General features: G+C 72.7%; 14 protein-coding genes. 6 read left to right on the plus strand and 8 right to left on the minus strand.

The window, feature by feature from the left end:
• Entirely contained in the window at nucleotides 1-840 is an 840-nt protein-coding gene (locus IE273_RS07730; RefSeq protein WP_189814387.1) for a hypothetical protein, read from the minus strand.
• A gap of 73 nt (nucleotides 841-913) precedes the next feature.
• Here IE273_RS07730 and IE273_RS07735 point away from each other — a divergent pair, with 73 nt between their 5' ends.
• Both IE273_RS07735 and IE273_RS07740 read left to right on the plus strand, forming a co-directional pair.
• On the plus strand, nucleotides 914-1,702 hold the full coding sequence (locus IE273_RS07735) for an SDR family oxidoreductase (RefSeq protein WP_189814388.1): 789 nt from the start codon (nucleotides 914-916) through the stop codon (nucleotides 1,700-1,702).
• Between the two features lie 127 nt (nucleotides 1,703-1,829).
• Nucleotides 1,830-3,389, plus strand: a complete 1,560-nt coding sequence (locus IE273_RS07740) for a sodium:solute symporter family protein (protein WP_189814389.1) — start codon at nucleotides 1,830-1,832, stop codon at nucleotides 3,387-3,389.
• 22 nt (nucleotides 3,390-3,411) lie between these two features.
• Here IE273_RS07740 and IE273_RS07745 read toward each other — a convergent pair whose 3' ends face one another.
• On the minus strand, nucleotides 3,412-4,527 hold the full coding sequence (locus tag IE273_RS07745) for an ADP-ribosylglycohydrolase family protein (RefSeq protein WP_189814390.1): 1,116 nt from the start codon (nucleotides 4,525-4,527) through the stop codon (nucleotides 3,412-3,414).
• Nucleotides 4,528-4,665: 138 nt separating this feature from the next.
• Here IE273_RS07745 and IE273_RS07750 point away from each other — a divergent pair, with 138 nt between their 5' ends.
• A complete protein-coding gene (locus tag IE273_RS07750) occupies nucleotides 4,666-5,178 on the plus strand; it encodes a DUF2165 domain-containing protein (protein WP_189814391.1) in 513 nt (170 codons plus the stop codon).
• Nucleotides 5,175-6,182, plus strand: coding sequence for a pentapeptide repeat-containing protein (locus tag IE273_RS43370; protein ID WP_229887121.1), 1,008 nt, complete (start codon nucleotides 5,175-5,177; stop codon nucleotides 6,180-6,182). The genes IE273_RS07750 and IE273_RS43370 overlap by 4 nt, the downstream gene beginning before the upstream one ends.
• Here IE273_RS43370 and IE273_RS07765 read toward each other — a convergent pair.
• The 3 genes from IE273_RS07765 to IE273_RS07775 all read right to left on the minus strand — a co-directional run bounded on the left by IE273_RS07765 (nucleotide 6,175) and on the right by IE273_RS07775 (nucleotide 10,310).
• Nucleotides 6,175-6,738 carry a hypothetical protein gene (locus IE273_RS07765; RefSeq protein ID WP_189814392.1) on the minus strand — a complete coding sequence of 188 codons (564 nt, stop codon included), beginning with the start codon at nucleotides 6,736-6,738 and terminating at the stop codon, nucleotides 6,175-6,177. The two genes, IE273_RS43370 and IE273_RS07765, sit on opposite strands and share 8 nt — an antisense overlap.
• A 94-nt stretch (nucleotides 6,739-6,832) precedes the next feature.
• Nucleotides 6,833-9,418: a bifunctional FO biosynthesis protein CofGH gene (locus tag IE273_RS07770; protein ID WP_189814393.1), complete on the minus strand. Its 2,586-nt coding sequence runs from the start codon at nucleotides 9,416-9,418 to the stop codon at nucleotides 6,833-6,835.
• Between the two features lie 25 nt (nucleotides 9,419-9,443).
• A complete protein-coding gene (locus IE273_RS07775; protein WP_189814394.1) occupies nucleotides 9,444-10,310 on the minus strand; it encodes an LLM class F420-dependent oxidoreductase in 867 nt (288 codons plus the stop codon).
• Nucleotides 10,311-10,440: 130 nt separating this feature from the next.
• Between IE273_RS07775 and IE273_RS07780 the strand changes: the two genes are divergently transcribed.
• Together IE273_RS07780 and IE273_RS07785 are read left to right on the plus strand one after the other, a co-directional pair.
• Nucleotides 10,441-11,859 (plus strand): CehA/McbA family metallohydrolase, encoded by a 1,419-nt coding sequence (locus tag IE273_RS07780; RefSeq protein WP_373309312.1) that lies wholly within the window; start codon nucleotides 10,441-10,443, stop codon nucleotides 11,857-11,859.
• 91 nt (nucleotides 11,860-11,950) lie between these two features.
• Nucleotides 11,951-12,346 (plus strand): nitroreductase/quinone reductase family protein, encoded by a 396-nt coding sequence (locus IE273_RS07785; protein ID WP_189814396.1) that lies wholly within the window; start codon nucleotides 11,951-11,953, stop codon nucleotides 12,344-12,346.
• Nucleotides 12,347-12,367: 21 nt separating this feature from the next.
• On the opposite strand, the gene IE273_RS07790 is transcribed toward IE273_RS07785, so the two are convergent.
• From IE273_RS07790 to IE273_RS07800, 3 genes are all read right to left on the minus strand, one after another.
• Nucleotides 12,368-13,801: an aldehyde dehydrogenase family protein gene (locus IE273_RS07790; RefSeq protein WP_189814630.1), complete on the minus strand. Its 1,434-nt coding sequence runs from the start codon at nucleotides 13,799-13,801 to the stop codon at nucleotides 12,368-12,370.
• A gap of 86 nt (nucleotides 13,802-13,887) precedes the next feature.
• The gene (locus IE273_RS07795) at nucleotides 13,888-15,618 is read right to left on the minus strand and encodes an N-acyl-D-amino-acid deacylase family protein (RefSeq protein WP_189814397.1); all 1,731 of its coding nucleotides are present in this window, start codon (nucleotides 15,616-15,618) and stop codon (nucleotides 13,888-13,890) included.
• Between the two features lie 13 nt (nucleotides 15,619-15,631).
• Entirely contained in the window at nucleotides 15,632-16,750 is a 1,119-nt protein-coding gene (locus IE273_RS07800; RefSeq protein ID WP_189814398.1) for an LLM class flavin-dependent oxidoreductase, read from the minus strand.
• Nucleotides 16,751-16,834: the final 84 nt, after the last annotated feature.

Raw genomic sequence — 16,834 nt, forward strand, 5'->3', positions numbered from 1 at the left:
TCAGCGGAGCCGGTCGGCGTACGTGTCCGTGCCCGGCACCGTCGGGATGAACGGCGCCACCAGCTCCACCCGGCCCAGCCCCGCCGCGGCCACCTGCCCGTCCAGCCCCGTGAAGTGCTCCTCCCAGCACTCGCGGGGGTCCCTCTCCAGGAACCACAGCAGGGTCAGCCGGGTGTCCACGCCCTCGACCTGCCGGACGTAGGTCATGCGGTCGCCCGGCAGCGGGGTGGGCCGGAACACGGTCACCATCGCCGCCGGGGAGCCCGTGAGGCGGCGCGGCAGATGGCGGGCGCGCAGCCACTCCAGCAGTGCCGCCCGCCGCTCCGGCGACTCGGCGTCGATCACCTCCAGCACCAGGCCCGGGTACGGGTGGTCGAGGGCGTGGAAGTCCCGGGGACCGGCGGCGCCGTCCCGGTACACCGTCGTCTCGTGGTCCTGGAAGGCCGTGAAGACGTGGGTGCGGTCGTGGTAGACGCGGGCGTCCCGGTTGAGCCGCTTGTTGATGGCGACCGTCCACTTCATGTGGTCGTCGTAGCGGCCGGCGGTGATCCAGTAGGTGGAGAGGTAGCAGCCGGCGGTGGCCGGCTGGGCGACGGCCGACTTCTCCGGGTAGCGCAGCAGTTGCAGCTCCCGGGTCGCGACCCAGCGGCGGCCCGCGTACATCCAGGGCATGGCCATCGCGCCGGCGTAGTAGTGGTCGTCCTCGTACCAGCGGTTGTACGCGTACTCGTGGCCGGGGTGCGGCTCGACCAGGGTGATCAGCGCGTGGCCGGGGCGGACGCCGTACGGGCCGACGGCGGCCAGTTCGGCGTACCGCTCGCTGCGGGTGTCCTCGCTCATGCGGTTCCCCTTTCCTGCGGTCGCCCATACTCTGACGCTCCGTCAGATGAAGCGCCATACCGAAGGAGGGGCCATGTCCCTGCTCGCGGGCAAGACCGTCGTCGTCTCGGGCGTCGGGGCCGGGCTCGGCCACCAGGTCGCCGCGGCCGTCGTGCGGGACGGCGGGAACGCGGTGCTCGGGGCGCGCACGGAGGCGAACCTCGCCAAGAGCGCGGCCGGGATCGATCCGGGGGGCAGGCGGACGGCGTTCCGGGCGACGGACATCACGGACGAGGAGCAGTGCGAGGCGCTGGCGGCGCTGGCGCGGGAGCGGTTCGGCGGGATCGACGCCGTGGTGCAGGTGGCCGCCTGGGACTCGTACTTCGGCGGGCTGGAGGACGCCGACTTCGCGACCTGGCAGTCGGTCGTCGACGTGAACCTGCTGGGAACGCTGCGGATGACCCGTGCCTGCCTGCCGGCGCTGAAGGCGGGCGGGGGCGGGTCGGTGGTGTTCATCGGGACGCAGTCGGCCGTGGCCGCGCCCTCGCAGGTGAAGCAGGCCGCGTACGCCGCCTCGAAGGGGGCGCTGACCAGCGCGATGTACTCGCTGGCGCGGGAGCTGGGGCCGTACCGGATCCGGGTCAACACCGTGCTGCCCGGCTGGATGTGGGGGCCGCCGGTGCAGGCGTACGTCCAGTTCACCGCGCTGACGGAAAGGGTGCCGGAGGAGGAGGTGCTGGCGCGGCTGACCGAGCGGATGGCGCTGCCGGAGCTGGCCACCGACGGGGATGTGGCGGATGCGGCGGTGTTCCTCGCCTCGGACCGGGCGCGGGCGGTCACGGGTCAGTCGTTGCTGGTCAACGCGGGAGAGCTGATGCGCTGACCCAACTCCCCAGGACCTTCAGGCCGTTCATGTGGATGAACACAGATCAGCAAGCAGAACAATTTTACTCTGACTTGACCTTACGCTTGCTTGTCGTGTTCATGTGAGCAGACCCACGATCGGGCACATGAACAGTCTCGACTGGGCCGTGCTCATCGGCTACTTCGGTGTGATGGTCGCGATCGGCGTCTGGTCGCACAAGCGCGTGGACAACGTTTCCGACTTCTTCACGGCCGGCGGCAAGATGCCCTGGTGGCTCTCCGGCATCTCGCACCACATGTCGGGCTACAGCGCCGTGATGTTCACCGGATACGCGGGCATCGCCTACACCTACGGCGTCACCTCCTTCATCACCTGGTCCTTCCCCATCGCGCTCGGCATCGCCATCGGGTCGAAGCTGTTCGCGCCCCGCATCAACCGACTGCGTTCCCGGCTCCATGTGGCCTCCCCGCTGGAGTACCTGAAGAACCGTTACAACCTGCCCACGCAGCAGGCGCTCGCCTGGTCCGGCATGCTGCTGAAGATCGTGGACGTAGGCGCCAAGTGGGCGGCCATCGCCACCCTGCTGTCCGTCTTCACCGGCATCTCGCTGAACCAGGGCATCCTCATCACCGGCGCGATCACCGCCGTCTACTGCACGATCGGCGGCCTGTGGGCGGACGCGCTGACGGAACTCGGCCAGTTCGTCATCCAGTTGCTCGCCGGCGTCGCGATGTTCGTGGCGGTCGTGCTGAAGCTGAACGACAAGAACATCGGCTTCTTCGGCGCCTGGGACGAGCCGGCCCTCCACGGTCACGGCAAACCGCTGGTCGGCCCCTACGGCACGGTGTTCCTGCTCGCGTTCCTCTTCATCAAGCTCTTCGAGTACAACGGCGGCATGCTCAACCAGGCCCAGCGCTACATGGCCACCGGCAGCGCCCACGAGGCCGAGCGCTCGGCCCGGCTGTCGGCGGTGCTGTGGCTGGTCTGGCCGGTGGTGCTGTTCTTCCCGATGTGGATGTCCCCGCTGCTGGTGCACGCGCAGAAGCCGGACGGCTCCGACTCCTACGCCCTGATGACCGAACAACTCCTGCCGCACGGCCTGTTGGGGCTCGTCATCGTCGGGTTCTTCTCCCACACCATGGCGATGTGCTCCTCCGACGCCAACGCGATCGCCGCCGTGTTCACCCGGGACGTGGCGCCGGTGCTGTCGGCCAGGGCGCGGGGCTGGAACGAGCGTTCGGGACTGATCGCGGCCCGTGTCACGACGGTCGTCTTCCTCGGCCTGTCCATGGCCGTCGCGACCCAGGTCAACTCCCCCACCCTCAAGGACATCATCACCGTCGTCATCAAGTGGGTGGCCGGTCTGATGGGCCCGATCGCGATCCCGATGATGCTCGGCCTGCTCCGCCCGTTCCGCCGCTCCGGTCCGACGGCGGCACTCACCAGCTGGGCGGCGGGCCTGCTGGCCTTCTGGCTGGTCAACTACCCCATCAACTGGAGCGTCGAGGGCGGCGTCCCGCTCCAGTACCAGGTCTCGATCCCGCTCGCGGTCTCCCTGGTCCTGTACATCCTCATCGGCTACCTCAAGCCGGAGGACACCCCGGCCCGCCTGGCCGTCATCGAGAAGGTCAACACGGACGGGGACGCGGTGGCGGCCGTGCCGGTGCCGGCCACGGCGGGCGACGACGTGGTGGGAGCGCCGTAGGGTCCGCTGCCGGAAGCCGCGCCTACGCCCGCGGGTACCGGGCCAGCCACCCCGGTGACGAGCCGGCCGGGCCGTGCAGTGCGGGGCCCTGGGTCATCTCCATCGCGAAGTCGTCGGCCAGTTCCAGGATCGTGGGGCGGCCCTCCAGTTCGGCCAGCCAGGCCGGCGGGAGGGCCGTTTCGCCGTGCAGGGCCCCGAGGAGGCCCCCGGTCAGGGCACCCGCCGCGGCGGAGGGGCCGCCCTGGTTCACCGCCAGGCACAGCCCGTGCCGTACGTCCTCCCCCACCAGCGCGCAGTACACGGAGGCGGCCAGCAGCCCGTCCGCCGTACCGTCGCCGGCCAGCTCCTCCACCCGGGCCGGGGTCGGCATCCCCTGCCGTACCGCGCCGAGGGCGTGCTGGAGGGCGTCGGAGACCGGCTGGTGGCCGGGGCGGACGGCGAGCAGCGCGAGGGCCCGCTGCACGGCACCGTCCAGGCTGTCGCCGCGGGCCAGCGCGTGCACGATCACGGCGTACGCGCCCGCCGACAGGTAGGCGATGGGGTGGCCGTGGGTCTGGGCCGCGCACTCCACGGCCAGTTGGACGACGAGTTGGGGTTCCCAGCCGACGAGGAGGCCGAAGGGTGCCGAGCGGGCGACCGCCTCCGGCCCCAGCTCCCCCGGGTTCTTCGGGGACTCCAGCGTGCCCATGGTGTCGTCGCCGAACCCGATGAGCAGGGCCCGGGTGGGGTCCCGGCGGGCGTACAGCCACTCCTCGCGGGCCAGCCAGCCGTCGTCCTTGCGGCGCTCGTCGGGCCCCCAGTCCCGCTGGGTGGCCGCCCAGCGCAGATAGGCCCGGTGCAGATCGGTCGGCGGGTGCCAGGCGCCGGTGTCGCGGCGCACCTGGGCGCGTATCAGCCCGTCCACGGTGAACAGGGTGAGCTGGGTGTGATGGGTGACCGTGCCGCGCCGCCCGTGCCCGAAGGCCAGGTCCAGCAGGCCCTCACCGCCGTACGCGGCCCGGATCTCCGCCAGGGACAGGGGATCGGCGGGCCCGCCCAGCGCGTCGCCCACCGCGGCCCCGAGCAGCGTGCCCCGCACCCGGCTCCGGAAGTCCTGCTGTTCGGCACGCCCCCAGACGGCACCGGCTGTCGCCCCCACCAGACCTCCCCTGGCACCGTCCGCCTGTACGACGCCCAGCACTGTAATCGACCCAGGACGGTCCGTTGAGTGCCTCCCGGCCGGATTCTGGCGCAATGCGTACGGCGGACCGGGGTGGCCACCGGGAAGAATCCAGCCATGACCACCACCCCCACCCAGCACACCGGCCTCAGGCTTGCCGCCGGTGTGCTCACCGGCATACTCGCCCTCTACATCGCCCTGGTCGCGCTCGGGAACATCACGGACTTCGGGACCAACCAGCAGTTCGTGCGGCATGTGCTGGCGATGGACACGACGTTCAAGGACGACGATCTGATGTGGCGGGCCGTCACCAGCACGGCGCTTCAGGACACCGCGTACGTCCTCGTCATCGTGTGGGAGACGGTGGCGGCCCTGCTGCTCATCCGGGGGACGTACCTGTGGGCGCGGCGGAAGGACGACCTCGCCCGGCGCTGGTCCACCTACGGTCTGCTGATGCTCCTGCTGCTCTTCGGCGCCGGGTTCATCGCGATCGGCGGTGAGTGGTTCGCGATGTGGCAGTCGAAGACGTGGAACGGCCTGGACGCGGCGACCCGCGTGGTCCTGCTCAGCGGTGTCGCGTTGATCGTCAACCTGCTGCCGGGTCCGGTCCGGCGGGCCGACTCCGCATGACGCGGGGCATACCCCGGGCGGGGGCGCGGAGCGGACAGCTGCGGCGGATCGCCGAGCGCCGGGCGCGGGCCGGCCGGACGGCCGGGCAGCGGCCCCGGGCTCCGCTGGGCGCGCGCCGCCCGGGGCACCGCCCGAGGGCTCCGGAGCGGACCGGCGGCGCGGCGGGAGCGGGGACCGGTCCGGCGGCCGGCCCGGAAGGCTGGGGTCAGCGGGCGGGACTCCTCGCCCTGCTGCTCCCCGGGCTGACGGCGGTCGCCACCCTGGTCTTCACCTGGGTGTCCGTCACGCAGGTGTCCGAGGAGCTGACCATCTCGGAGCAGGGACAGATCGCGGACCGGTACGACAAGGCGATCGAGCGGCTGAACGACGGCTCCGCCAACATCCGCAGGGGGGCGATCTTCTCCTTGCAGGGCATCATGGAGGACTCGCCGCGGCAGCAGCCGGCCGTGATCTACGACCTGTCCCAGTACGTCCGCGCCCACGCGGCCAAGAAGGCGACCTCGGCCGAGAAGGCGCCCGACATCCAGGCGGCGCTGTCCGTGCTCGGTCAGCGCGATCCCGCGCACGACGGGGACCGGGCCATCGATCTGCGGGGCGTCCAGCTGGCCGACGTCGATCTCAAGGGCGCCGATCTGAGCGGTGCGCTGCTCGCCGGCGCGGTCTTCTCGCGCGGCAACCTGGAGGGCACGAAGCTGTCCGGCGCGGACCTGCGGGGCACCGCGCTGCGGCGGACGGTCCTGCACGGCGCCGATCTGTCCCGGGCGAATCTGTACAAGACGGACCTGCGGGAGGCCGACCTGACGGAGGCGGACCTGAGGGGCGCGGATCTGACCGGCGCGGAACTCGCCGGGGCCGGACTGGCGGACGTACGGGTCGACGGCGCCACGGAGTGGACCGGTGCGCACCGGCCGGAAGGGGATCTGCCGACGGCGACCGCGGTCCCGGTCCCGCCGGACCGCACCACGTCGACGGCCACTCCCCGGTCCCGCGGGGACGCTACTTGACCACCGCGACCCGGGTGCCCTGGTCGCCGAAGGCCCACAGGGCGGCTCCGTCCTCCTTGTGGAGGCGGATGCCGCCCAGTTTCTGGCCGTTCGCGGGCGGGGGCGAGGAGCCGTCCAGGGCGTTGGAGAAGGCGATGTTCACGCCGGACACCCTGGTGAAGTACATGATGTGCTCGATCTGCACGCCGTCCGAGCCCTTGAGGGACTGGGTGCGCAGGGTGATCGAGTAGCGGCCGGGCTGCGGGCTCACCGTGCCCGGCCACACCGTGAACGTACGGGCCGCCTTGCCGGTCGCGTCGACCAGCCAGACCCGCTTCTCACCGAGCGAGTACACGATCCGGCGGCCCTCGCCGGACTCGTCCGGCAGAGCGGGGACGGACGGCGTCCGCGGCGTCAGCGACGCGTGGGGGCTCGCCGTCGCCGACGCGCTGGGCCTGGTCACGGCGGCCGTGGGATGCGGCGCGTGGTTCGCCTGCACGGCGAGGGCGACGACGGCAGCGGTCGCCCCCGCCGTCAGACCGGTGACCCAGGCCCACGAGGGCAGTCGGGCAGCCACGGGACGCATCTCCTCCGCTACGGGTCCCCCTTCTCGGCACAGGGGTCGGATCATCGTACTCAGTCCGCGGAGGGGGATCGGTCCGGGAGGCCGCTCAGTCCAGGACCGGCAGCAGGTCCGGCAGGTGCCCGTCGGACGCCTCGGCCGCCCGCCGGCGCTCCTCCGGCACCTCACCGTAGAGGGTGGTGCGCGGCTTCGCGGGGCGGCCGGCCGCCTCCGCCACCGCGACCAGGTCGCGGACCGACTTGTACGAGCCGTACGAGGAGCCCGCCATGCGGGAGATCGTCTCCTCCATCAGCGTCCCGCCGAGGTCGTTCGCGCCGGAGCGGAGCATCTCCGCCGCCCCCTCGGTGCCCAGTTTGACCCAGCTTGTCTGGATGTTGGGGATCCAGGGGTGCAGCAGGAGACGGGCCATCGCCGTGACCGCCCGGTTGTCCCGCAGCGTCGGGCCGGGGCGGGCGATGCCGGCCAGGTACACCGGGGCGTTCGTGTGGATGAACGGCAGCGTGACGAACTCGGTGAAGCCGCCCGTCTCGCGCTGGATCCCGGCCAGTGTGCGCAGGTGGCCGAGCCAGTGCCGGGGCTGGTCCACGTGCCCGTACATCATCGTGGACGAGGAGCGGATGCCCAGCTCGTGCGCGGTGCGGATCACCTCGATCCAGGTGGCCGCGGGCAGCTTGCCCTTGGTCAGCACCCAGCGGACCTCGTCGTCCAGGATCTCCGCGGCCGTACCGGGCACGGAGTCCAGGCCCGCCTCCTTGGCCGCCGTGAGCCACTCGCGGATCGACATGCCGGTCCGGGTCGCGCCGTTCACCACCTCCATCGGGGAGAAGGCGTGGACGTGCATCCCGGGGACGCGCTCCTTCACCGCCTTCGCGATGTCGAAGTACGCGGTGCCCGGCAGGTCCGGGTGGATGCCGCCCTGCATGCACACCTCGACCGCGCCCACGTCCCACGCCTGCTGGGCGCGGTCGGCGACCTGCTCCAGCGAGAGCGTGTACGCGTCCGCGTCCGTGCGGCGCTGCGCGAAGGCGCAGAACCGGCAGCCGGTGTAGCAGACGTTGGTGAAGTTGATGTTCCGGGTGACGATGTAGGTGACGTCGTCACCGACCGCCGACCTGCGGACGTCGTCGGCCACCCGGCACAGCGCGTCCAGCGCCGGACCGTCCGCGTGCAGCAGGGCGAGGGCCTCGGCGTCGGTCAGCCGGGTGGGGTCGTCGGCCGCCGTGCGCAGCGCCTCGCGCACGTCGGCGTCGATGCGTTCGGGAGCCATGCCGGGGGCCGCCGCCTCCCGCAGGGCCTCCCAGTCGCCGTACACCTCGTCGAAGTCGGCGCGCCGGTCGCCGGTACGTCCCTCGCTGTCGATGGACGTGTGCAGGTCCGTGCGGCCGGAGGCGGTGAACACCTCCTCGGGCTCCTGCCAGGGCCGGCCCGTGACCGGCGCGTCCGGCAGGGCGAGGCCCGTGACCGGGTCGGCGAGGGCGGACACGTGCGGGCGCAGCCGCGGGTCCAGCCAGGGCTCGCCGCGGCGGACGAACTCCGGGTAGACGCAGAGGCGTTCCCGTAGTTCGAAGCCGGCGGCGCGGGAGCGCTCGGTGAGTTCGTCGATCTGCGGCCAGGGGCGTTCGGGGTTGACGTGGTCGATGGTCAGCGGGGAGACCCCGCCCCAGTCGTCGATGCCGGCGCCGATCAGCCGCTCGTACTCGGCGTCGACCAGGTTCGGCGGGGCCTGGAGGCAGGCCGACGGGCCCATGATGTGCCGGGCGACGGCCACCGTGGCGACCAGGTCGTCCAGTTCGGCGTCCGGCATGCCGCGCATCGCCGTGTCCGGCTTGGCGCGGAAGTTCTGGATGATCAGCTCCTGGATGCCGTGGTAGGCCCGGGAGACCTTCCGGAGCGCGAACAGGGAGTCCGCGCGCTCCTCGTAGGTCTCGCCGATGCCGATGAGCAGGCCGGAGGTGAAGGGGACGGAGGAGCGGCCGGCGTCCTCCAGGACGCGCAGCCGGACGGCCGGTTCCTTGTCCGGGGAGCCGTGGTGCGGGCCGCCCGGCTCGGACCACAGGCGGGTCGCGGTCGTCTCCAGCATCATGCCCATGCTGGGCGCGACGGGCTTCAGCCGCTGGAAGTCGGTCCACGTCAGCACGCCCGGGTTGAGGTGGGGAAGGAGTCCCGTCTCCTCCAGGATGCGGATGGAGATGGCGCGGACATAGGCGATGGTGTCGTCGTAGCCGTGCGCGTCGAGCCACTCGCGCGCCTCCGGCCAGCGGTCCTCCGGCTTGTCGCCGAGGGTGATCAGGGCTTCCTTGCAGCCGAGGGCGGCACCCTTGCGGGCGATGTCCAGCACCTCGTCGGGGGACATGAACATGCCGTGCCCGGCGCGGCGCAGCTTGCCGGGCACGGTGACGAACGTGCAGTAGTGGCACTTGTCCCGGCACAGCCGGGTGAGGGGGATGAAGACGCTCTTCGAGTACGTGATCACGCCGGGCCTGCCCGCCGCCTCCAGGCCCGCGTCCCGCACCCGGGCGGCGGAGGCGGCGAGGTCGGTGAGGTCCTCACCCCGCGCCTGGAGCAGCACCGCCGCCTCGGCGACATCGAGGGCGACGCCGTCCCGGGCGCGTTTGAGGGCGCGACGCATGGAGTTCTCGGTGGGGCCGGTTCCGGAGGTCGCGGAAGTCGTCATTCCTTGAGCATACGTTCGCGTTTGATCACTGTTGCGGGGCACTGTCCGGGAGGAGGGGGCCGTAGGCGTCGAGCGCCCGCAGCACCTCCGCCTCCCTGGCCGGCGGCAACTGCACCACGACCTCCTCGATGCCCAGTTCGGCGTAGTGGGCGAGCTTGCCGGGGGTGGGCTGGACGGCGTACGGCACGACCTGGAGGGCGGCCGGGTCCCGGCCCGCGTCCGCCCACACCGAGCGCAGCACGGGCAGCGACTCGGAAAGTCCGCGCCCGCCGATCGGCAGCCAGCCGTCGGCGTACTCGGCGATGTGCGCGAACAGCTTGGGTCCGGCGGCCCCGCCGACGAGCGTGCGCGGGCCGACGACCGGGCCGCGCGGCTTCTGGGCGGGCTTGGGGTGGGCGAAGCTGGCCCGTACGGCGCCGAACTCCCCCTCGTACGCGGTCGGCTCCTCGCTCCACAGCGCGCGCATCAGCGCCATCCGTTCCCGGACCAGCTCCCGGCGGGTCCGCCAGGTCACGCCGTGGTCGGCGGCCTCCTCCACGTTCCAGCCGTAGCCGAGGCCGAGGGTGAAACGGCCGCCGGACAGGTGGTCGAGGGAGGCGATCTGCTTGGCGAGGTCGATGGGGTCGTGCTGGGCGACGAGGGTGATGCCGGTACCGAGCGCCAGCCGCTGGGTCACGGCCGCCGCCTGGGCCAGGGCCACGAAGGGGTCGAGGGTGCGGCCGTACTCGCGCGGGAGGTCGCCGCCGGCGGGGTAGGGGGTGGTGCGGTCGACCGGGATGTGGGTGTGCTCCGGGAGGTAGAGGCCGGAGAACCCGCGTTGTTCCAGTTCGCGGGCGAGGTGGGTGGGGGTGACGGTCTCGTCGGTGAGGAAGATCGTGACGGAGATGCGCATGGGGCATCGTACCGACCGGTTGGTCGCTCGTCAGGGGTGCGCGCGGGTCCGTCGCGGCTTGTCGCGCCCACGCGGCAACGTCGCATATCGATACTGTCCCGCGCCCTTCGGGGCGCCTACCGTGGGCCTTGTGACCACCTTGCGCGGCACTCTCCCCCCGGGCTCCCCCGACTACGTCTACCTCCCGTTCGAAGTACCGCCGGGAACCGCGGAGTTGCGGGTCTCCTACACCTACGACAAACCCCCCGTCCCGCCCGGCACCCCCGGCAACGCCCTCGACATCGGGCTGTTCGACACGCGCGGTACCGAGCTGGGCGGGCGGGGGTTCCGGGGGTGGTCGGGCGGGGCACGCGGCGAGTTCTTCGTGCGCGCGGACGCGGCGACGCCCGGGTATCTCCCGGGGCCGCTGACGCCCGGCACGTGGTCCATCGCGCTCGGGCCGTACACCGTGGCGCCGCAGGGGCTGTCGTACGAGGTGACCGTCACGCTGACGGAGGGGGCGGCCGGGGAGACGCCCGAGCCGGTGTACCCGCCGGACCGGGCCCGGGGGCGGGGGCGGGACTGGTACCGGGGCGACTGCCATCTGCACTCCTGGCACTCCGACGGGCGCCGCACCCCGGCCGAGATCGCGGACCTGGCCCGCGCGGCCGGGCTCGACTTCCTCAACAGCTCCGACCACAACACGCACGCCTCGCACGCCCACTGGGCCGACGCGGCCGGCGACGACCTGCTGGTGCTGCTCGGCGAGGAGGTCACCACCAGGAACGGGCACGTCCTGGCGCTCGGCACCGAGCCGGGCACCTTCGTCGACTGGCGCTACCGGGCCAGGGACGGCCGCTGGGCGCACTTCGCGCGGGAGATCCGGCGGGCCGGCGGTCTGGTCGTCCCGGCCCATCCGCACGCCGACTGCGTGGGCTGCGGCTGGAAGTTCGGGTTCGCGCGGGCGGACGTCGTGGAGGTGTGGAACGGGCTCTGGACACCTGACGAGGAAGTGGCGCTGGCGGCCTGGGACGCGGGGCTGGTGGCGTCGGCGCGGGGCGAGCGGGCGTGGCTGCCGGCGATGGGCAACAGCGACGCCCATCGCGCCCCGGACGTCGTCGGGCTGCCCCAGACGGTCGTCCTCGCCGACGGCCTGACCCGGGAGGCGATCCAGGAGGGGCTGCGGGCCGGGCGGTCGTACGTGGCCGAGTCACGGCAGGTCTCGCTGGCGTTCTCCGTGACGGCCGAAGAGGGTGGACGGGCCGGGATCGGGGAGCGGTTGGCGGCCGGGCGGGACACCCCGGTGACCGTCCGGCTGGAGGTGTCCGGGGCGCCGCGCTGCTCGGTGCGGTTCGTCACCGACCAGGGCGTGCTGTACACCGGCGAACCGCTGCCGGTGTCCGGCGCGGGCACCGTGGAGTGGCGCACGACCCCGGACCGCGCGGCCTATGTGCGGGCCGAACTACGGCACGAGACGGCGCTCGGCCCGGTGCCGGGGGCGATGGCCGCGTTCACCAACCCGGTCTTCCTCGGACCGGCGGAAGTCGGGGGGCCCGGGACGGCTCGGTGAGGCGGGTCCGGGGCGTGGCCCCGTTGCGCTCCGGCGTGGCGTGGTGGAGGCTGGCGTCCTCGTGCCGGGAGAGAACAGGGGAGCCGGAGTCATGTCAGGCCGCGCAGACCGCAAGCACCGCGTCGTGACCCGCTTCCAGCGGTACGTCGCCAACCCGCTCATCCGGCGCCTGCCGTTCCAGAACCTGCTGGAGACCACCGGCCGGACCTCCGGGCTGCCCCGGCGGACCCCGATCGGCGGGCGCCGGGTCGGCGGCTCCTACTGGCTGGTCTCCGAGTTCGGCCTGAAGTCGCAGTACGTGCGCAACATCCAGGCCGACCCCACGGTCCGGGTCCGCATCGCCGGCCGCTGGCACCACGGCACCGCCCACCTGCTCCCCGACGACGACCCCGCGGCCCGGCTGCGCACCCTGCCCCGCCTCAACAGCGCGGCGGTACGCGCGCTCGGCACGGACCTGCTGACCGTACGGGTGGACCTGACCGACTGAGCCCCGTCGCCCGCCGGTCCCTCACCCCGGCCACACCAGGGACTGCACCTCGCTGTACGCGTGCAGGGCGTGGACGCCGACGTCCCGGCCGACGCCGCTCTTCTTGAAGCCGCCGAACGGGGCCTCCATGTTGCGCCCGACGGTGTTGATGCCGACACCGCCGGCCCGCAGTTGTCGCGCCAGCCGGAAGGCGCGGGCGACGTCGCCGGACCAGACGTAGTCGATGAGGCCGTAGTCGGAGTCGTTGGCGAGGGCCACGCCTTCCTCCTCCTCGTCGAACGGGATCACCACCACCACGGGCCCGAAGATCTCCTCCCGCGCCACCCGCATGTCGTTCGCGCAGTCGGCGAGGAGGGTGGGCGCGACGAAGAACCCCCGCTCCAGGGGCGGGCGTTCGCCGCCCGACACGACCACGGCGCCCTCCTCGCGCCCCAGTTCGACGTACGACTCCACGCGCGCCCGGTGCTCGGCGGAGATCAGCGGGCCCACGACCGTGTCCGCAGCCGCCGGGTCCCCCACCTTCAGGCGGCCCGCGTACGCGGCCAGCTGCTCCACCAGGCGGTCGTACACCCCGCGCTGGGCCAGTACCCGGGTCGGGGCCGTGCAGATCTGGCCGCTGTAGAAGGAGAAGGTGGTGCCGATGCCGGCGACGGCCGAGGCGAGGTCGGCGTCGTCGAGGACGAGCGCGGCCCCCTTCCCGCCCAGCTCCATCAGCTGCCGCTTCATGTCCCGCCCGCACACCTCGCCGATGCGCCGCCCGACGGCCGTGGACCCGGTGAAGCTGACCATGTCGACGTCACCGGAGGCCACCACGGCCTCCCCCACGGACACGTCCCGCCCGGAGACGACGTTCACCACGCCCGGCGGCACCCCGGCCGCCTCCAGCGCCTCGGCCATCCGGTACACGGAGAGGGGGTCCTGCGGGGCGGGCTTGACCACGACCGTGTTGCCCATCGCCAGCGCCGGGGCGATCTTCCCGGCCGGGTTGGCCCACGGGTTGTTGTACGAGGTGACGCAGGTGACGACCCCGACGGGCTGCCGTACCGCCAGCGCCCCCATCACCCCGGCCCTCCCCATCGGCCCGGCCTCGTTGATCTGCGGGGCGACGGCCCACTCGGCGGGCTCCACGCGCGCGTACCGGCGGAAGCGGGCCGCGGCCACCCCGACCTGCATCGCGCGAGCCGTCCCGGTGGTCGCGCCGGTCTCGGCACGGGCCAGGTCGGCATACGGCACCAGCCGCTCCCGGATGATCTCCGCGGCCCGCCCGAGCAGCGCGGCCCGCTCCTCCGGCCGGGTCCGCGACCACGCCCCGAACGCCTCCCGGGCCGCCGCGCAGGCCGCCCGCGCCTGCGCGGTCGAGGCCTCCGGAGCCCAGCCGACGGTCTCCTCGGTGGCCGGGTCGGTCACCGGGTAGTGCCCGGCGTCCGGCGCCACCCACCGGCCGCCGACGAACAGCGGCTGCCCCTCGCCCCCCGCGTGCGCACCACCGGCACCCCCCGCGTGCGCACCGCCCGCGTCCGCCGCGTGCCCGCCGGCCGCGCTCACCGCGTGCTCACCGTCCGCGTGTCCCGCCCGGACCGCAGCACCCGGCCCGGTACGGCCCCGGTCACCACGTCGTCCCGGATCGCCTCCACGCCGTTGACCCACACGGCCCGCACCCCGATCGCCCGGGAGTCCAGGCGGGGGCTGTCGCCCGGCAGGTCGTGCACCAGCCGGGCCTGGCCGGCGTCGATCCGCTCCGGGTCGAAGAGGACGAGGTCCGCGTGCCAGCCCTCCCGCACCCGTCCCCGCTCCCGCAGCCCGAAGAGCCGCGCCGGGTCGTCCGTCAGCATCCGCACCGCCCGCTCCAGACCGACCAGCCGCCGCCCGCGCAGACAGTCCCCGAGGAAGCGGGTGGTGTACGGCGCCCCGCACATCCGGTCCAGGTGGGCGCCCGCATCCGAGCCGCCGAGCAGGACGTCCTCGTGCTGCCAGGTCTCGGCGCGCAGCGCCCAGGACGCCGGGTCGTTGTCGGTCGGCATGGGCCACAGGACCGTACGCAGCTCGTCGTGGGCGCAGATCTCCACCAGGCAGGCGAAGGGGTCCTGTCCGCGCTCGGCGGCGATGTCGCGCACCACCCGTCCGGTGAGCCCCCGGTTGGCCTCACTGTAGGTGTCGCCGATGACGTACCGCCCGAAGTCCGTGAGCCGCCGGAAGACGCCGGCCTCCTTCGACCCGGCCCGCCGCAGCATCCCGGCGCGGACGTCCGGGTCCCGCAGCCGGGCGATGCGCTCGGGCACCGGGAGCCCCAGGACCGGGCCCCACCCCGGTATCAGGTTGAGGGCGCAGAACGTGCCGAGGGACATGTTCATCGGGGTGAGGATCGGCATGGTGAGCGCCACGACCCGCCCGCCGGCCTTCCGGGCCCGCTCGCTCGCGCCCAGCTGCCGGGGCACCCGCTCCGGGACGGCCGCGTCGATGGTGAGCACGTTCCAGTTCAGGGGGCGCCCGGCGACCGCGCTCAGCTCGGCCAGCAGTTCGATCTCGGCGTCGCTGAACTGGTCCAGGCACCCGGCGACGATCGCCTCGATCTGCGTCCCCTCGTGCTCCCCGACGGCCCGCGCCAGCGCCAGCAGCTCCGCCGGCCGCGCGTGCCGGGAGGCCACGGGCTGCCCGTCGCCGTCGGAGTGCGTGCCGGACTGCGTGGTCGACAGCCCCCAGGCCCCGGCGTCCATGGCCTCGTGCAGCAGCCGGAGCATCGCACCGAGCCGCTCCTCGTCCGGCTGCCCGCCGACGGCCTGTGGCCCCATCACGTACCGCCGCAGCGCGCAGTGCCCCACCATGAACCCGGCGTTCACCGCGATCCGCCCCTCCAGGGCGTCCAGGTACTCCCCGAACCCGTGCCAGCTCCAGGGCGCGCCCTGCTCCAGCGCCACCAGGGACATCCCCTCGACCCTGGACATCATGCGGCGCGTGTAGTCGGCGTCCCCGGGGCGGGCGGGGTTCAGCGGCGCGAGGGTGAACCCGCAGTTCCCGGCGGCCACGGTGGTGACCCCGTGGTTGAGCGAGGGCGTGGCGTACGGGTCCCAGAAGAGCTGGGCGTCGTAGTGGGTGTGGGGGTCGACGAAGCCGGGGGCGAGGACGAGTCCGGCGGCGTCCTCCGTGGTGCGGGCTTCCTCGGTGACCTTGCCGATGACGGCGATCCGTCCGTCGCGGATGCCGACGTCGGCGGTGTAGCCGGGTGCGCCGGTGCCGTCGACGACGGTGGCGCCCTTGACGAGGTGGTCCAGCATGCCGGGAACCCCCTTACACGGCCTGCCGGAACCTGGTGGTCCGGTGCACCGGATCGGTGTCGATCTTCGGAATGACGTGCTCGCCGATGAGCCGGATCGTCCGCAGCGTCTCCTCCTTCGGCACGCCCACCGGCAACCCGAAGCTCAACTGGTCGGCGCCCGCCTGCTCCCACCGCTTGCACTGCCGCAGCACCTCGTCCGGATCGCCGCAGATCAGCAGCTCCTCCTCGATCAGCAGCTCCACGAACTCCGGTGTGTACTCGGGCAGCGTCTCCGGCCACACCGGGAACCCCTCCGGCCGGGGGAACGTGTCGTGGTACCGGAAGACCAGCGAGGGCAGGTAGTGCAGTCCGCCGGCCACCGCGGTCTCGATCGCCTCGGCGTGCGTGGGCGCGCAGATCGCGGTGGTCGTCACCATCACGTTGTCGTTGACGAAGTCCCCCACCGGCTCCGCGTCCACGATCGCCGTCTTGTACTGCTCCAGCACCCATTCCATGTCGGAGACCTTCTGGATGCTGAAGCCGAGCACCCCGAGCCCCTTCCTCGCGGCCATGGCGTACGACGGCGGGGACCCGGCCGCGTACCACATCGCCGGGTGGGACGTCCCGTACGGCTTCGGCAGGACCTTCCGCGGCGGGAGCTGCCAGTGCTTGCCCTGGAAGCCCGGGTACTCGTCCTGGAGCCACATCTTCGGGAACTCGGCGATCGTCTCCTCCCAGATCTCCTTCGTGTGGTTCATGTCGGTCACGCCCGGCATGAACCCGAGGATCTCGTGGGACCCGGCCCCGCGCCCGCTGCCGAACTCGAAGCGGCCCTCACTGAGGTGGTCCAGCATGGCGACCTTCTCGGCGACCTTCACCGGGTGGTTGACCGGGGCCAGCGGGTTGAAGATCCCGGAGCCCAGGTGGATCCGCTCGGTCGCGTGCGCGAGGTAGCCGAGGAAGACGTCGTTGGCGGACAGGTGGGAGTACTCCTCCAGGAAGTGGTGCTCGGAGGCCCAGGCGTACTTGAAGCCGGACTTGTCCGCCTGGATGACGTACTCGGTCTCCTCCATCAGCGCCTTGTGCTCGGCCAGCGGGTCGGTCTCGGCGCGCTTGCCCACGTATCCCTGTACAAAGAGCCCGAATTCCACGGCGGTTCACCGTCCCAAGTTGTCTGACACACCGTCAGATACCGTTCGTCGGCCGACTGTCGCACCGGCCGCTTCCACCGTCAA

It is taken from the genome of Streptomyces olivaceoviridis (genome assembly GCF_014650115.1).
GTDB classification, from domain to species: domain Bacteria; phylum Actinomycetota; class Actinomycetes; order Streptomycetales; family Streptomycetaceae; genus Streptomyces; species Streptomyces olivaceoviridis.